Here is a 16,880-nt window from a genome sequence, read left to right on the forward strand (position 1 = left end):
ACTTATAAAAAAAAAATCCCAAATGCAGATGCACTTGGGATTTTTTTATTTTTTAGAATTACTAATCTCCTTATTATACTCAAAAATTTCCGTGGCTTCTTTATCCCAATATTTTCTTGGAAGAAGAATGACTGTGGAAAACAAATCCCTTTTTCTGTCATAGCTATCAATCCGTTCCAATCTTCCGGAGTAATCCCGGTCAGCAACAGGATTTAGAGAATAGGGCAAAATCGTGTCCGTTTTGGCAATGTAGAAAATGCTGTAATTGTCCTTTGTCGCAATTTGGAAACGCTTAAATTCTTTCTTTCCGTACAAAACGGTATCTGAAATATTCTTCCTTTTGTCATAATCAAAAATCGGAATATTCACCCAGACCGCTCCGAACTTCTTTTTATACAAATCTTTCGGAATTTCAGTTTGAAATTTCTCTTTAAAAACCAAAGATTTCGCATCCATCATATTTCCAGCATTAAAGTAAATAGAATCCCGAATGTAATAAACACTGTCAATTATTTCCGGAATCTGAATATTGGGAACCAGTTCCACAATATCCGAATTTTCGTAATTGACTTTGGAAATCATAATCTGTTGATGGTCATCCAAACCTTTGGAAGCATTGTAGTAAATGTTTGTCAGAATATCGATGCCACCTTTTTCACTTTGGATTTTTCCATCTTTTTCACAGGATGCAAAAAGTATAAGCATCGAAATCCAAATAAAATTTCTCATTATTCAATTACATTTTTCGGGAATAGTTCTGCTGATTTTTCACTTCGTTGGTTTCAGAATGGTTTTTCTGAAAAGACTGTTCGTTGGAATTCATTCGTTTCATTTTATTGTCGTAGAGATTCAGCATTTTGTATTGCGGGTTCAGAATCGCTTTGCCTTCCGTTATTTTATTGCTTTGGTCGGAGAATTTTACGGAGACGATATTTCCCTTTTCAAGCGACTTTTGGGTAATTTCCTTATGCTTTCCATTGTCAAAAACAAGATTGGATTTTTCCATAATTTTTGCCACATCAATTCCGTAATTCTTGTTGAAAACCTGCAGTTTGAAATTACTTTTTTCGTTTTTCTCTTCGTTCAGTTTTAGTTTCACAAAAGCTTCCTCATTCTGATTGTTTTTCTGATTGAAAATCTCCGTTTTCACCGCTCGTCCTTCCAAAAGATTGATGGCTTCCTTTGCCGTGAAATTCCCTTTTGCTGAGAAAGTATGGGATAATTCAACCCCTTTATTTTCATTTTTCAGGTTTGCCTGAAATGTATTAAGATAGACAGAATCATTGTTGGCGGAACGCTGAAAATTCAGTTTAAAATTCACTTCATTACTCTTGAAAGAAGCTTTTTCAGAGGAAATATTAATTGAAAATTCTTTCTCTTTTGAGTTTAATTTTTCAGACAGTTCTTTTTGCATCAACAGATTATCTCCCATTCCAAGAAATTTGATTTGGTCTTTCAGAGCAATAAAATTTTTGTCCTCTTTATGGACATAATTGATTTCATTTTGCGCATTCTGATTTTGTTGATTTTCCTTAGTTTCAGTAGTTTCCTTCTGATTACCGACGGATTTTTGCACTTTTTCATATTCCGATTGCACGGTTTCCAGAACGTTTCCTTTTTCGGTTTTCTCTTTCGGAATGTCGATGGAAGTCCCGTTGATGCTCACTTTTAGGCTTTCTTTTTCATCCAGTTTTTGTCCCGCTTTCTGAATTTGGGTGGCAAGATTATTCGGTGTGGACATTTTCTCAAAAAAAGGTTTTTCCTGTTTCGGAAGCTCGATTTTTACCTTTAAATCGGCTTTTTTGGTTTCAAAGATGTTGTTTTCCATAATGATTTGATTTATAAATTAAAAGTTTACCAATAAAGGTTTTGATTAATGATTTGAGAGGATAAAAAATGATTTCTAACGCTGAATTTCCGGTCATTGATTCCAAGCAAAAAACAGATTTTGCTTTTGCTGATTTGATGATGACTTAACTGAATCTCAATATTTTTGTATTGAATATTGAGAAAAGATTTTCCATTGTTATGAATCGTTTGATACGAAATTCCCTTATCCAAAAGTTCAAGATATAAAGCCACCAAATCAAAATTTCCCTGAGAGTGAAAGAAATTCAATCTTGGAAGAAGCGTTTTATTTTCAGTAAATTTTTGCTTTAGAAAGGTCTTCAAAAACGGAATGCTTTTCATTCCTGCGATTACAATCCGGGCGTTTTTAAAGTAACTTTTATTTTTGATTTGAAATAAAAGCATCGCTTCCTTCAGATTTCTAAAAAAGTAAAGCTGATGGACCATTGCATCATCAAAAGGCTTGATAATGAGGAAGAAATCCGTTGTTTCCACATTCGTCAAATCCCGGTAGAGAATACACCACGAATTTTCGATTTTGCCTTTGAAATAAAGATTTCCATTGTCACACACTGTTCCGCCGAAAAGTTCGATAGTATCTAATTCCAGTTGCATAGTGATACCGTTTTTAAAAAATTATCGTCCCCTTTTAAAAGCCGATGATTGTGATTTTTCCTCTTCAATAATTTCCTCTTCCTTTTTGCGGTTGGCATCTTCATAAGTGTCACGGTCATTCACGTTCAGTCGAACCGTGTCATCATTCTTTTCCTGCTTCTGATGTTCAGGATTTTTGGATTGGATATTGGAAATTTCTTTACTCACGACATTCAAATCTGAAATAATCTTTTTGTTATCCGGATATTGCTCCGCTTTGGATTGCAGAAAACCCTTCAGTTTTTGGAGTTCATCGAGATACTTCCAGCTTTCCAACTGCTTTCGGTTGTCTTCCTGCATTTTTGCCAGCTTCTGAATTCCCTTAATCAGCATAAAAGTGATTCCGCCGTCAATCATTACCGAAGTAATCAGCAATGCTTTTACGGAAGAAGACAGTTTTTTGTCATTATCCGCTTTCGGACTGAGTTGGATGGTGGTTTCATCATCCAGTTTTACTTCTTTTCCTTTTCGGAGTTGTTGCAGCTGCTTTTCGGATAAGGTTTTGCCGTTAACCGTTTGCAATTCATATTTCGTGGTATCCAAATCTTTGATGGTTTTATCCTTCAAATCCAGCTCGAAAATTTTAGACTGAAACTGCTTGTTTTTTCCCTCAAAAGGACGAATCAAAAACAGGTTGTCATATCTTGAAATGTCTTTGGTTTCCCCATCAATTTCAATTGTGAAGGTCAATTTTTCAATTCCTGTTTGGTTGATTTGGATTTTATCTCCGGGCTTAAATTCTTTGAGAATTTCATCTAATTTATTCCCGAAAAACAAAGTCTTACCTCGTTCGTTTTCAATTTCGACAAAAGTTGTCTTTTCATTGTCCGGATTATGGTTGAAATTCCCTTTTCCAATGTGCGTAATTGTGCCGTAATCTGCCATTACCTTGTACAGGTTAGTGTTTTTGGAAGAAATCTCAAGCAATTCTGCCGAAGACAAATCTTTATGATTGAAGATGTCTTTAGTATAGGCATTCACATTCAACTGGTCATCCTTGATGCTGAACGTCAGTCGGTTTTTTTCATTTTCTGCAATGAGAATCCCGCCTTTTAAGAAATTTTGTATTTCATTGTCGGAAAGCTTTTTTGAAAATTGATTGTTTTCGGTCATAATCCCGAATTTCTTCAATTCATCGGTAAGTAGGTTGGTATTATTTTCCATTGTTATAATCTGCTAAAGCATTGTTGGTTTGTATTAAATCATTTAAAAACTGAATAGGGTTGATGTATCTTCCATTTTCCTTTACTGCGAAATGCAAATGTGGAGCAGTACTTTTCCCCGTATTTCCGCTGACAGCGATAATATCTCCGGCATAGATGATGTCGCTTTCCGAGTAAAAACTTCGGGTAAGATGCATATAAACGGTTTCAAAATCCTTGTGCCGTATTTTGATGTAGTTTCCTGCACCGTCACTGTAACCGGCTTCGCTGACAATGCCATCCAAAACCGCATACACATAATCGCTGTTTGCCCGAAGGTCAATTCCTGCGTGAAACTTGCTCACTTTGTCCACAGGATGAAAGCGGTTGCCGTATTCGGAAGTGATGAGCATCCTTTTGAGAGGCATAAAAACGATTTGTTTTTCGGTAAACCCGTTGTTATTGTCCGTAATCAGGCTCAGTCGTTTGTAACGGACTTTCTTTTCTGTAAAATCTTCAGTTTCTTTCAAAGGAAAATCCTCTTCAAAGTCTGATTCTGTGCTTTTTTCAGTGTTTGTTTTATCATTTTTTGTTTGTGAAGATTCGGGTTTTGGCTCTTCTTTGGGAATTTCTTTTTTCTGTTCTGTCGATTTGTTTTCTTCAGATTTTGTTGATGCTTCCGCTGTTTTGATTTCTCTTTTCTGTTTGCTGTTTCCCTCGATATGATACGAGAGAAAATTTCCGCTGAAATGGTTTTCCGAGAATTGAGAAACTTGTATGCTGTTCAGCCTGCTCCCATAAGAAGCCGTGTTGAACTGCGAAAAATATCTGGAAAACAACAACAAAGGAAAAAGTAAGATGGCTTTTTTCATTTTTTTGAAATTTAAATTAATTGGACGTTGAACTATTACCAAACTCCTTTACAATCAGTTCCACTTCACGGTTGATTCGCAGAAAATTGGACATCAGAACTTGGTTCTTATTGTCGTTTCCGGCTTCGTCTCTGAAGCTGTAATAAACAGGAAGCTCCACATAATTTTGTTCTTCCGTTTTGATGGCTTCCATATCCAGATTGATTTTTCCGTGAATGGCGGAAGTTTTATATTCTTCCGTTTCGTTGTTCTCATCACGAGCAATGATTCCGACCATTTCTCCGGTTTTCAGTCCAGCGATTTTTCCCGCAGGAATCAGATTGTCCATTTTTTCCTGAATAGAAATCGTCGTCTGATTATTATTGATGGACATTGACTGTGATTTCTGCTTCACTTTTCCAAAGACTTTTTCCAGCCAGTCGAGCGTGCTTTTATCCCTTGCGCTTCCGCTGAGGATATTTCCGATGATGGCGGTAATCGTATCAGCCACTTCCTTTTTATAAAATTGCTTGAACTGCGGAATTTCTTGCAATCCCAAAAGAACAGCGACTTTATTGCTTCTTGCCGTGGCAATCAGGTTGTCGATTTTATGGATGTAAATCGTTGGTAATTCATCCGCAATAATTCCGCTCGGAAGATTTCCTTTGGAATTGATTTGCTTCAAAAGCCGGTTCAGGACCGTTGAATACAAAGCTGAATTAATATCCTGCGTATTCGGGTCGGAAGCCAAAACCACAATGGTCGGATTTGAGGGATTTGAAATATTAAGGCTCACTTCATCGCCCGAAAATACCCAAAAGCTTTCTTTGGTCGCCAATCTTGACAGGAAGATTTTCAAGGTTCCGATTTGTCCTTCCAACTGGTCAAAAGCCTTGTTGTCATACGCCGATTTGAAAGTTGAAAGCAAAGAATGCAGTTCGATATTTGTGAACAACGTATCAAAAATCTCATCATAGCTCCGGTTCATAAAAGACAAGAGATGCGGAAGTGTGGAAAATTTCCCGTTCTCATATTTTGCCAAAAATGCAATGCACGAAGCCAGAAAATTGATTGCGGATTGCGTGAAAAACTGGTCGCTTCCGCCACCCGAACCGCCACCTTTTTGCAAGGACGAAACCATTGCTTCCGCCATTTCCTGTGCTTCAGACAACGTCGAAAGGTATTCTTTTCTGAGTGGATTGACCCGCCTGGATTTCTCGACTTCATTCAGGTTGATGACCACAAAATCATAGTTGTAACCTTTATCATTTTGCCTTTTCAGTCGATAATGGTAATAGGCGATTTTTCCCAAATCGGGATATTTGTAATCATAAATACATAGACAAAACCCTTTCTGAATCAGCTGTCGGATAGCCGGATTGATGACACCGAATGATTTTCCGGAGCCGGGTGTTCCAATAACCAAAGTTCCTCTGAACGGATTGATATTCACCCAGCCTTTGTTCATCCGTTTGTTATAGTAGAACAGATAAGGAATGTTGATGGAAAAATCGGTACTCACCAATTCTTTGTTCTGGTCAAAAGATTCTTCTTCAATGTTCCACCGGTCTTTTCCGAGCTTATGCTTCATAATCTTGCTGATATTGTCTGCTCCCAAAAGCGTAATCAGCACGCCTAAAAAGGACAAAAGCGCATAGATTCCCTGATACATATTAAAATGCGGAGCTAAAGAAATTGCCTCTTTTCTGAAAGTATCCTCGATGAACATCAACGAGCCGAACATCATCAGCAAACCCGCAATAATCGGCAGAATAATGGATTTTGCAATGTTGATATTCTGATTTTTCTTCGGCTTGGTTCCGATGGCAATCAGAATAATCAATACAATTTCTGCAAACTTCGCATTGAGCGGAGGAAACAAAAATGGCATTTTGGCGAAGGATTTCAGAAGTTTCGGAAGGATAGGAATTTGAGTGCCTCCGAAAAATAAAATCGCACATTCCGTCAGCACAAGCATATAGACAGCTTTCTGAAAAAAGCCGTAAATCTTTTGTTGTTCTTTGCTTTCCTGCATAATTTTTTGTTAGAATTAAAATTGCATATTGCTTCTGGCTTTTAGCTATTTGCCAACCGTCAAAAGCAAATGGCTGTTAAAATGTATCTGCTTCCAGAATATCGGAGTATTTCACTTCCAGATTGATGGTTCGTCCGCTGATTTGGTTTTCAATCAAGCGAATGTTCAGAATCTTGTTATTGGGAAAAGTGAATTTTTTGAAGACAAAAATATTCCGGTAGGATTTTTTGAAACGTTTCAAATCATACAGACGAAAAACAGGCTCAATATCAATAGACTGAACGTTGGTCGCTTTGTAGATTTTCTTGTCATCGATGGAAAATTTCAGCTTGTCAATATCATACGAGAGATTGGTTTTGTTTCTAAAGCTGATGTCCAGAAATACATAATCTCCGAAAGTACAGGCATTATTCAACTGTGAAATCAGCCCCAAATCCTTATTGGTTCGGACTTTCCGGTCTTCTTTCTTGCTGATGAGTTCCATTGCGTATTTCCTTAATTCCACATTGGACATCTTGAAATCTGGGAATTCCAAAGCTTGCATATCCTCCGGAAGAACTTCTATATTGCTGATGATATTGCCGTTTTGCTCATTTTCAGAATACACCAGTTGGTATTGTGCCATAAAGGACTGTCCGACAATCGTAACCACGCCTAATTCCTGATTTTCACGATAATCAATGGGAATGTCAACGGTTTTTCTGAGGCTGTCGTTCACAAAATGTTTCTCCTCCTCCATTTGCTGGATTTTGATTCGGACGACATTTTCAGCAGGCAAATCACCAATCAGCTTGTTGGTGCTTAAATCTACAAACTGCACCGGTTCCGGACTTCGGAAATGGAGATTCACATCTTTGGAGATATTGATTTTCGGAAGCCTGTTTTTGTAGATTTTTGAAACGGCAGTATTTTGTGCAAACGAGTAAGCCGGTAATAAAAGCATTGCCAGCAAAAGTATAAGATTTTTCATTGTTTTAAGGTTGAGTATTGGTTTTGTAAATGTTCTTTTTGCGTTTTTCAAGTTCCTTGTTATCAATCAGATAGACAAAAGAATTGTACTTGATTTTGGCTTTGTTGGTTCGGATGATGTCGGCAATGGTTTTGGAAGTGGACTGATAAATGGACGAAATGGTATTCGTGAAAAAATCCGTACTTCCGCTCGAAAGATTTTGTCCCTGCACAATATTCTGTCCCATTGTCCGAGTCATCTCCCTAAATGCCGAACTCGGTACATACAAGCCTTCCATTCCGTCAATATCATAGATGTTGAGATTGATGGGAAGAATCTCGTTTTGATGCATCACGGAGACAATGTGCAGATTGACCCTTTGCAGAGAAAACCCGCTAATAAAGGCATATAAAGGCGTTCCTTTCGTGATTTTGGCATTGCCGACATACACATCTTCCAGAAGACGAATTCTGATTCTGCTTCCGAGGAAACCTTTGGTGTTCTCGTCAATCACCGCTTTGATAAACGAGCTTTCCTTCTGCTTATAAATCGAATTGAAATCTGCACTTTTGGAAGCTTTGGTCACTTTGAGTGTCGAATTGAGGAAGAAATCAACCTCCTTATCGTTTTTCTTCATTCGTTCCAAAGCTTTTGCCTGCTCTTTCAGTTCGGGATTATTGGCTTTTTCGATGCTGTCCATCAGCATCATCTGCTCACGCATCAGCGACATTTGCTGTTGTTTCCAATCGGAGACTTCATTATTTTTCACATCAGAACTTCCTGATTTTTTCGGATTGACATTGTCGCCATTCAGCATTTTCAGCATCTTCATACTGCGTTCGTACTGTTCGTCTTCCCGTTGCCGGCTTTGCTTTCCGTCCATTGCATTGTAATAGGATTGCTGACGGGATTGCCTTGAAAGATTGTTGAGTTTTTCCTTTTCACGGGCGTAATTAAGACTATCAACATACCTTTTCTGACGGTCGGATAAATTGTCGTCAAACGATTGCAAGCTGTCCTTTTCATCTCCGAAGCCGTCAATCATCGTTCTTCCATCGGTTTTTTTATCAAAAAAATCGGCATAAGCATCGGCTTTTCCTTTAATATCAGAACGTTCGCTAATGTTTCCGAAATCGGTGGAAATATCCTTGCTCTTTGCCAATTGGCTTTTGTCCTTCGACATTCCGTCCGAGAACTGGTTAAAAAAATACCCTATCATCAGAACGAAGGGCAAGGCAATCAAAGGAAGAATGTATTTGGGTTGTTTTAAATTCAATTTTTTCATCTGTTCTGTTTTTTTAGATGGTATTTGTCGAGCAGGTATTTGATACGGATGCTGTCCGAGGAACTCAGCACGGTTTTCCTGCGATAATAGTCCAGCTCTTTCATCGCTTCCCTCATATCCATAATGTTTCCGGCTTCTCTGATGGGAGTTTCAAATGAATTAGTAGCATCTTTGAAAATGTTTTCCTTTTTCATCTTCTCATACTTCGGAACGGAAACTTTCTGAATGTAAATAAGGTTTCCGATGGAGAAAATAACCGAGAACGTTATCAGTCCGAACATTATATAGAATGCTTTTCGGGGCTGTTTTTCTGCGAAATTTTCTATTCTTTTCCAAAAAGTGGATTTTTTTTTTGTAGTCATTATTTCTTTTTCCATTATCTGAATTTTTCTTTGACGGATATATCCGAGTTATCCAATGTTTTCCATTTTTCAATCAGTGCACCGTGCGGATTGTTGGGAGAGCGGGGAACGTCTTTGATAAAGCCTTCCGTTACCAGTCTCCGGACGATGAGCTGTGTTTTCCGGTTGATGGTCTGCGTTCCGTAATAGATGAATTTGAGGTTTTGTTCATCAAGTTTAATACTATCTGCTTTCACGGTCATCACGGAATTGGAGGAGATAATTTGATTGTAAAACCCTTTTTCCTTCAGGTTCATATATTCTTTCATTCCGCTGTCATCAATCAGATACAAAGCTTTTTTTGCCTGCTCCTTGATGTAATCGTCATCTGCAGAAAGCGTGAAAAACAGAGAATGAAAGAGGTCAATCTGTGCCTTGTATTCAACAGGGCGGTTCAGTAATAAGTCGGTTTGCTTGACCAAAACCGGAACGCCGTTGTCCAATACATAAATGGATTTTCTCGCATCCTGAATCTGCTTGTAGGAAAACACAAATCCTGCAATCACGATGACCACGGACAATACAATACAACCGATGGAAGTCACTTTATTGATTTTTATTTTTTGTTCGATATTTTTTACAACTGCCATAGATTTTATTTTAAAAGTGAAGTTCCCTTAGTTGCAATAGCCATTCCTGCACGTTTCATTTTAGACATTGCACCGGCGTTACTGCTTCCTGAAGGGATGATGTAATTGGCTAAAGTCGGAACACATAAAATGCCGACTGCGGTAATCAGAAAACAGACAATGACCAGTCCGAAAGACATTATGCCGCTTCCAGAATACGTGAGCAGCAAATCCATATTTTTGATACTGCCATCATTATTAATAATCTGGTCGTAGCGTTCAATCTCTGCTTCAAAAGCAAACAGCTGTAGTAAGATTCCGATTTTCAGGACGATGAATGCGACAAATCCGTACAGATTAATGTTGATAAACCGTGCCACCCATTGCGAAAGAAAACTTGAAAATGCCGGAAAAACGGACAGACCTACCGGAATAGGACCGACAATAATCAGAATTGTGGAAAATATCAGCTGGATAAAGAAAACCCCATATACACAAACCCTTAAAATCCATAAGCCAATCAGTTCCAGCATACTCGAAATAGCCAGTTGAAGCCCAACTTGTAAACGGAGGTAAAGTTCGTAAATAGGACTCATCAAGCTAGTCAGTCCATCGCCGACCATATCCAGACCTTCTTCTATCAGAGATTGGTCACCAGCTTCCTGCTGTTCTATTTCTGCCTGCGCTTTTGCTTGTTCTTCGATGATTCGGTCAACCACCTGCTGTTGTTTTTTGAACCGTACCCAACGAAGGGAATTGAGTTCTTGCTGGCTTTGGACGAAACTGCTTTCGGAAACGTCCTGCAACTTCAACAATGGCGTTCGGATTAATCCGACAAATCCCACCCAGTTCATAATTACGAGTCCGATGGCAAAAGGTTTGAGCATCGACACGATTTCCCATTCCCGGTCTCCGCTAATCATTTGCCAGCCGATGTTTCCGAGATAGAGCAACGCTCCGATTCCCGCTACAGCTTGACCGAACAAGATAAACTGCCCATATTCAGCGGTCATAAAGCTGTCGTACAAAGGCAGGAACTTTTCTGTAAACCAACCTTCCAATACGCCTTCGCCCTGCAAAAAATCCATTGCTTTTTGGTAATACTCATCAGAATGGGTATCTTGCCCGAAAGCAAGGCAGGGAATGAAAAAAAGCATTAAAAGGATAATGCTTTTTAAATAAATTATTGATTTCATTTTTTTTTAATTATAAATGTCCCGTCATCATATCGACAAAGATTTCGGCATCACGCCGTTCTTTGGTGATTTTGTCAGGATGTTTGGTTTTGTAATTTTTGAGTTTGGCTTCTGCTTTCAGGCGGTTTTCGCCCTGTTTATTAAGGTAAGCGAGATATTTTTGCATTTTCCGCCATTCGATAAGGCAATCGTGGTAGGCCAAAATCCGTTTTCCTCTCGGCATATCCACTGTTTTAGCAATGTTATACTTATCTTGAATCGCATCAATCTTTCGTTTGCATTCCCCGATAATGCCGTATTGGTTGAACCGTTCCCAAGCCTGTGGCGAAGTAAATCCCCATTCATACGGAATTGGCGAACCAGGATTAAAATTGTCAAGACTTTTCAGCATATCTTTGTAATACAGCACATACAATGGGTCGGCAGAAGAAGTAGCACTCGTGTAATGATAAAATTCCTTCAGATTTTCATCATAAGTATTTTGGGATTCATCCTGGATTTCTTTGGTTCTGTCCTGCTGAACGAGTGTACTGGCATATCTTTGATTTTGCAATCCCCACGGAGAAAGCGGACGGATGTCGCTTCCGCCTTTGTACTGGCGGTTTCTGCTGGGAGCAAGCCAGCCCCAAACCATTGCATAGGCATAGTTGACCTGTATCCCGAAAATATACTTCGGCTGTGGTTGCCAATCTCCCCATTGATAGAAAACCTGACGTTTTTCCTGTCCTACAATGTGTTTGTCTTTGATTCTTTTAATTGTTTGTCCCTTAAAGCAAGAAAGACTGAATAGTAGCAAAAGGAAATTTAAACTATTTTTCATTGTTAAAAATTTTGTTTGAAAATTAATAGGTGTATTTGGCGGAAAGCCAATTGCCAAAAGCAAACAACCATTTACCAACCGTTGAGATTGTAGTTGTAATTATTGATGATATTCTGAATCATCGCCCTGTCCTGATTGTACCAGCCGTTCAAAACGCCGATATGCCGGAAATAGGGTTTCTTTTCGGCATTCCGGAGAAAATTGATGATGTGCACCGTCCATCCGTTCATTATCTTGATTTCGTGCTGGATTTTCGAGAGAATTTTTTGGCGGTCATAGCTGTCCATCAGATAATCGTTTTCTTCATTCAGTACGCTGCTGCTGATATTTTCATACGAGTTCATAGCGTGCAGATAGAGTTTTGAATAATAGTTGGTGATCAAAAGAGAATACTCGGGCTTTTGCGCGGACAGCTGGAGCATCTTTCCCATATTACCCAATAATTTTGAAAAATCATAATAGATAGCTTCCAACTGTTTCCCCTGCTTCAAAGCGGAATTAACGTTTCGTAATTGGTTGTAAATATGATTTTTTATCACGACCACTTGAGTTACCTTTTCCTTGATGTCATCATAGGATTTCCGTTGCTTTTCGTAGGAATTCTGATACAGCTTTTCCGAAGCTACACGCACTGCCTGATTTGCCGTAACCTGTGCCTGCAATTCGAGATTGTAATAGAGCTGATAGTAATATTGTGCATTGCCTTTGACGAAAAATAGCAAAGGCAACATCAACAAAAATTTTTTCATTTTAGTAAAGATTTGCTTTGTTAATGATATCCTGAATGATTTTTTTATCACGGTTAATCCAATTTTGGAAAAGATTATTTCTCAATTTCATTTTCCTTTTGACGTTAAGGATTTTCTGTAAGGTTGCATAAGATTGCTGTCTCAAAGTTTTGATTTCATTTTGAGCATAATCCAAAAGGATTTTCCTTTCGGCTTTTTCCATTCCGTTGATGGTTCCGTAAGAAAGTACAATGCCTGCCATTAATCGGATGTCCATCTGAAGCTGGTCAATGAACTCGTACTGTCCTCCCAAAGCGAGCGGAATCCAGATTGGAGCATCAGACAGTTCATTGTAAATCTTGGACTGGATTTCGTAGATTTTGTCAATCTCCCTCACGATGTTGACCGAAGTCGGAATTGCCTGAATTGCAAAAGACAGATTGTTCAGCCGGTTTCGGATTTTTTCGTTGACTTCTTTGTATTTTGTCCATTGTTCCTTGTTGGCAGATTCCAGTCCCAGATTAGTTAGTTGCTTGTTTCTCATTTCTTTCTGTTTTTCGTTTTCCTCCATCGTCTTTTGGATTTCGGAATTGATGAGATAATAGCAGATGTAGTTGCCTTGTGCTTTTAATGAGATAGAGAAAATGATTATCGAAATACATAACATTTTGATATAAAAATTTCTCATAATCCTAAAGTTCCTGCGTTATTCAAAATCTGCTCGAAAATAGCTTTGTCGGTATTGACATAAGTTTGAAACGGATTGATGGACTTCCAAAATCCCTTTTTCTTGGCTCTTTTAATTGCCCATCGAACATTGATCAAATAGACATTCATTAGACGGGTGTTGTTTTCAATATTGAATAACAAACGTTTGCGGTCTCCAGATGTAGCGAGGTTCAAGTCTCCGCTAGTGAGTAAATCTGCAACATCAGCATAAATATCCGTGGCTTTGTTGGTGACCAGCTGGACGGATTTATAGGCAAAAACACTGTATTCTGGAGCATCTTGAACTTCGGTGTAGATGCCGTTTACGTTCGTAATGATCTTGTTGAGATTGTTGTAAATATTCTGAACCTGAATTCCATTTTTCAATGTTCCGTTCACTTCTTTCAGTCCTTTGTACACCTTGTTCTGAATATCGTTCGCTAAAACCATCTGTGTTGAAACAAATGCCTGTGCCTGTTGAAGCTTGTTCATTTCGTCCACGGTTTTTTCCTGCTCGTTTTTAATCTGTGTGGCATACAAAGCCATTGCAGGAGCAGTTAAAACGTCAATGTATGGTGTTTGTGCTTTGATGAAGCATAGCATCCATACCAAAATAAATGTGCTAATTTTTTTCATAGGTTTTGTTTTTGGATTTAACGAGTTGTTGTAGATTCATATCGTGATTAAGCAATTCCCTTTTCAAAGTTTTGAAGAAGTCTTTTCCTTTGTTCTGCTTTTTGAAAGAATGGTAAAATGCAATCAAATTTTCATCAATCGGTTGCCGGTAAAGATTGACCAATGCTACTAAATTGGGAAGTCCATCATTTAATTTTTTGATGTCTTCCACAAATTGTTCAAGAGCTTCTTGATAATTTCCGAAGGTTTGGACATAATATTCAATCGCTGATTTCTCGGGTTTTTCAGTCGTATAGGTCAGATATTGCTGCAGGGAAACCTCGTTTCCATACACTTCGCCCTTGCTTCCACGTTTGAGGTAGAACTCCTTGAAACGGCTTCTGCCAGACTTGTTGTTCAGATTGTTAATCGTGAAAATCTTGCTTTGTTCCACATCGTTCAGGGAAAGAAGTTTGGCAATCTTGTCAAAATTGTCAATGAACTTGGTCTGGTCAAGCAGAATGAACGTATCGGAGTTGTTGATAATGGAATCTTTGACGATGGCATTTCCGATGATGTCATCCAGTTCCTGCGTTACGACCACCGCTTCACCCCAGAATTTCCTAACTGTTTTGTAGAGATAGAGGATGTATCCACCCATTAATTTTGAGGCGATTGCCTTCCAAGCTTCCTCTATTATGAGGGCTTTTCGGCGGTCTTTTCGCAGTCTCATTTTTTGGATAAAGGTGTCCATAATAATGAGCGTTACGATGGGAAAAAGTTTCGGATTATCCTTTACATTGTCAATTTCAAAAACGATAAAAGGCTCGTCAAATAATGAATTATCCGCACTTTCGTTGAGCGTTGTTCCGTATCGTCCGCCTTTGTAAAAGTCTGCCAAAACATAGAGAAACGTTCTGAGATTGAACTCACTTTCAGCAATCCTGAATTTTTTATTGGATAGATAAATCGGCAAAAATTTTTCAGAATATTCATAAAAGGTATTGAATGAAAGCTCCTTTACAAAGAGTTTTTCTTCCAGTTCGACCACTTTTTTAATCAATGCTTTTCTGAAAGCCTCATTCCATTCTTCCGTATTAATGTCAGGTTTTTTGATGATTTTTCGGTTGGATAATACCAACTGTGTTTCATCATAAGCCTTTCGCTTTTTATCATCTGATAAAGTTTCGTAAGCCTGATGGATTCTGTCGAACAAATATTCATCATAATTTTCATTATCCAGATTTTTATCGGGATGATACTGAATTGCCAATCTTCGGAAGGCTTTTTTGATGTCTTCTTTTTCTGCGGTCATCGGGATTCCGAGAATGTGATAATAGTTTTCATTTTCCCGAAAACCATTTTCAAAGTCAGCATATATTTCCTCTTCATAGATATTGTATTTCTTCAAATAAAGAATCAGTTCGGTAGAAGATTTATGCTCGTACCAATCGGTTCCGCCATTGAAAAACTGATGGTAATATGCCAATAACAGATTATCAAGGATGGATTTTTGTGTTGTACTCATCGAAGAATCTGCACCTTGCCAAATCAAAAAAATCAGATTTCCGAGAAATTCTATTTTTTCGATATTGAACTCTTCTTTGTCCATCACAAAAGGATTCATTGTGATAGGCTTTTCCTCGGTGTACTGGATGTATTTTCCGTTTTTGTATTTGGCGGTTCCTGAATAAGAATCTCCGGTATCCACGATCACGACATCATAATTGTAGGTCAGATACTGCTCGACAATATTATTCATCAAAAAGGATTTTCCGCTTCCAGAAGGTCCCAAAACAAACTTGTTCCGGTTGTTGATTCGGTTGGTTATCATCGGCAAATCCGAAGTGTCCACTTTTAAAGGAACACCCTGTCTGTCGGTAAACCGCAGATAAAAATTGGAATGTTCATCTACGGGATAGCTTTCTTTAAAAAAAAAACACAACGAGGCTTCACTCGTCGTGGTAAAAAGGTCGTATTCCTTCAGTTCATTGGCATTTCCGATGAGCGAAGTCCTGAATAATTCCAATTGATTGTAGGTGTTTTTACTGGTAATAATCCCTTTTTGGAACAATTGGTTTTCAACCATTGACTGCGTTTTTTCCATCTCTTCTTGTGTTTTGCAACAAGCAATCAAGGAATAATGGGCATCGACAATCAACTGTCCGTCTTTGGCAATGTTATCCAATAAAAGCGTGATTTCTTCCGCACAGATTTTATTGAGCGGTTCATTTTGAAAGCCTTCGTGCTTGTTGCGTTTATTGGCTAAGAATTTTACCCGCTCCGTCTGCTCGGGAATTACGATGATTTGGTTGTAGATAACCGTTTCGTACAAATCCAAATCATTCAGAAAAGCGAAATTATCGACTGCCGTATTTTTGGTTGCACCGTTTCCGCCTAAAGTGGTGTAAGCCGAAATATCATTGGGAAGCTCAATATTTTCAACATCTACAAGGGAAATGGCTTTTACAAAAGATGTTCCGATTCTTAGATGGCTGTCCATTGAGCGGAGATTGTCCATCGCTTTGGTCGATTTTCCGAAGTTCATTGATAATGTGGAGGAAATATAATACTCAAAATCCTTTTCAAAAAGGTAATTTGGTTCAAAACCGTTCTCTTTCAAGAGCATAAATACTTTTTCTGATTTGTCCCGAAGCTCTTTGTACCTTTTGTCGGAATATTTGTACTGGTTTTTCTTTTTGCTTTGGTCGATTCTGTGCGTGAAGACCAGGAGCGTGTCGATGGTTTTGTAAAGTCTGCCTTCAAAATGGTCGGAATAGGTCTGCTGGAGATACTCTTCGTGCGGTTCTGTATGATAGATTTTCTTATCGAAAATATCCAGCTTCTGAACGATATGCCCTTCACCGATAATGCTGATGATATTGAGCAACACCGAATGGTATTTGAGATACAGCTCACGGTCTGCGGAATATTGCGTGACCAGATTTTTGATTTTGATGGCGACAATGGGATTTCCGAACTCGCCGATGAGAACATCATAAGGCGTTCCCAACTTGGAGCCGTAGTCGTAACCGATGTAAGGAAGACTGAAAACTTTCTTTTTCATTTGTAGATATTA

16 protein-coding genes are annotated in these 16,880 nt (G+C 38.5%); all 16 read right to left on the bottom strand.

Features of this window, described 5'->3' with window-relative positions:
* Positions 1 to 45: 45 nt before the first annotated feature.
* Positions 46 to 729 (bottom strand): hypothetical protein, encoded by a 684-nt coding sequence (locus AC2A1D_RS12315; protein WP_484043925.1) that lies wholly within the window; start codon positions 727 to 729, stop codon positions 46 to 48.
* 7 nt (positions 730 to 736) lie between these two features.
* On the bottom strand, positions 737 to 1,828 hold the full coding sequence (locus AC2A1D_RS12320; protein ID WP_484043926.1) for a hypothetical protein: 1,092 nt from the start codon (positions 1,826 to 1,828) through the stop codon (positions 737 to 739).
* Positions 1,829 to 1,854: 26 nt separating this feature from the next.
* Positions 1,855 to 2,463 carry a hypothetical protein gene (locus AC2A1D_RS12325; protein WP_484043927.1) on the bottom strand — a complete coding sequence of 203 codons (609 nt, stop codon included), beginning with the start codon at positions 2,461 to 2,463 and terminating at the stop codon, positions 1,855 to 1,857.
* Positions 2,464 to 2,484: 21 nt separating this feature from the next.
* Positions 2,485 to 3,666 (bottom strand): hypothetical protein, encoded by a 1,182-nt coding sequence (locus AC2A1D_RS12330; protein ID WP_484043928.1) that lies wholly within the window; start codon positions 3,664 to 3,666, stop codon positions 2,485 to 2,487.
* Entirely contained in the window at positions 3,656 to 4,516 is an 861-nt protein-coding gene (locus AC2A1D_RS12335) for a M23 family metallopeptidase (protein WP_484043929.1), read from the bottom strand. The genes AC2A1D_RS12330 and AC2A1D_RS12335 overlap by 11 nt, the downstream gene beginning before the upstream one ends.
* 16 nt (positions 4,517 to 4,532) lie before the next feature.
* On the bottom strand, positions 4,533 to 6,530 hold the full coding sequence (locus tag AC2A1D_RS12340; RefSeq protein ID WP_124986307.1) for a type IV secretion system DNA-binding domain-containing protein: 1,998 nt from the start codon (positions 6,528 to 6,530) through the stop codon (positions 4,533 to 4,535).
* Between the two features lie 76 nt (positions 6,531 to 6,606).
* Positions 6,607 to 7,500, bottom strand: a complete 894-nt coding sequence (locus AC2A1D_RS12345) for a DUF4138 domain-containing protein (protein WP_484043930.1) — start codon at positions 7,498 to 7,500, stop codon at positions 6,607 to 6,609.
* 4 nt (positions 7,501 to 7,504) lie between these two features.
* Positions 7,505 to 8,662 (bottom strand): conjugative transposon protein TraM, encoded by a 1,158-nt coding sequence (gene traM / locus AC2A1D_RS12350; protein ID WP_484043931.1) that lies wholly within the window; start codon positions 8,660 to 8,662, stop codon positions 7,505 to 7,507.
* Between the two features lie 98 nt (positions 8,663 to 8,760).
* Positions 8,761 to 9,126, bottom strand: coding sequence for a hypothetical protein (locus tag AC2A1D_RS12355; protein WP_484043932.1), 366 nt, complete (start codon positions 9,124 to 9,126; stop codon positions 8,761 to 8,763).
* A gap of 14 nt (positions 9,127 to 9,140) precedes the next feature.
* Positions 9,141 to 9,755: a conjugative transposon protein TraK gene (traK, locus tag AC2A1D_RS12360; protein ID WP_124986303.1), complete on the bottom strand. Its 615-nt coding sequence runs from the start codon at positions 9,753 to 9,755 to the stop codon at positions 9,141 to 9,143.
* A gap of 5 nt (positions 9,756 to 9,760) precedes the next feature.
* The gene (locus AC2A1D_RS12365; RefSeq protein ID WP_124986302.1) at positions 9,761 to 10,930 is read right to left on the bottom strand and encodes a TraJ family protein; all 1,170 of its coding nucleotides are present in this window, start codon (positions 10,928 to 10,930) and stop codon (positions 9,761 to 9,763) included.
* A 10-nt stretch (positions 10,931 to 10,940) separates the two neighbouring features.
* Positions 10,941 to 11,750, bottom strand: coding sequence for a hypothetical protein (locus tag AC2A1D_RS12370; protein WP_124986301.1), 810 nt, complete (start codon positions 11,748 to 11,750; stop codon positions 10,941 to 10,943).
* A gap of 71 nt (positions 11,751 to 11,821) precedes the next feature.
* Complete coding sequence (locus AC2A1D_RS12375) at positions 11,822 to 12,550, bottom strand: hypothetical protein (RefSeq protein WP_484043933.1); 729 nt, start codon at positions 12,548 to 12,550, stop codon at positions 11,822 to 11,824.
* On the bottom strand, positions 12,501 to 13,166 hold the full coding sequence (locus AC2A1D_RS12380; RefSeq protein WP_484043934.1) for a hypothetical protein: 666 nt from the start codon (positions 13,164 to 13,166) through the stop codon (positions 12,501 to 12,503). Before AC2A1D_RS12380 ends, AC2A1D_RS12375 begins: the two co-directional genes overlap by 50 nt.
* Positions 13,163 to 13,822 carry a hypothetical protein gene (locus AC2A1D_RS12385; protein WP_484043935.1) on the bottom strand — a complete coding sequence of 220 codons (660 nt, stop codon included), beginning with the start codon at positions 13,820 to 13,822 and terminating at the stop codon, positions 13,163 to 13,165. Before AC2A1D_RS12385 ends, AC2A1D_RS12380 begins: the two co-directional genes overlap by 4 nt.
* Positions 13,809 to 16,868: a TraG family conjugative transposon ATPase gene (locus tag AC2A1D_RS12390; protein WP_484043936.1), complete on the bottom strand. Its 3,060-nt coding sequence runs from the start codon at positions 16,866 to 16,868 to the stop codon at positions 13,809 to 13,811. The genes AC2A1D_RS12385 and AC2A1D_RS12390 overlap by 14 nt, the downstream gene beginning before the upstream one ends.
* Between the last annotated feature and the right edge of the window lie 12 nt (positions 16,869 to 16,880).

The sequence above is a fragment of the Chryseobacterium sp. HNCC26DJ239 genome (assembly GCF_057180445.1).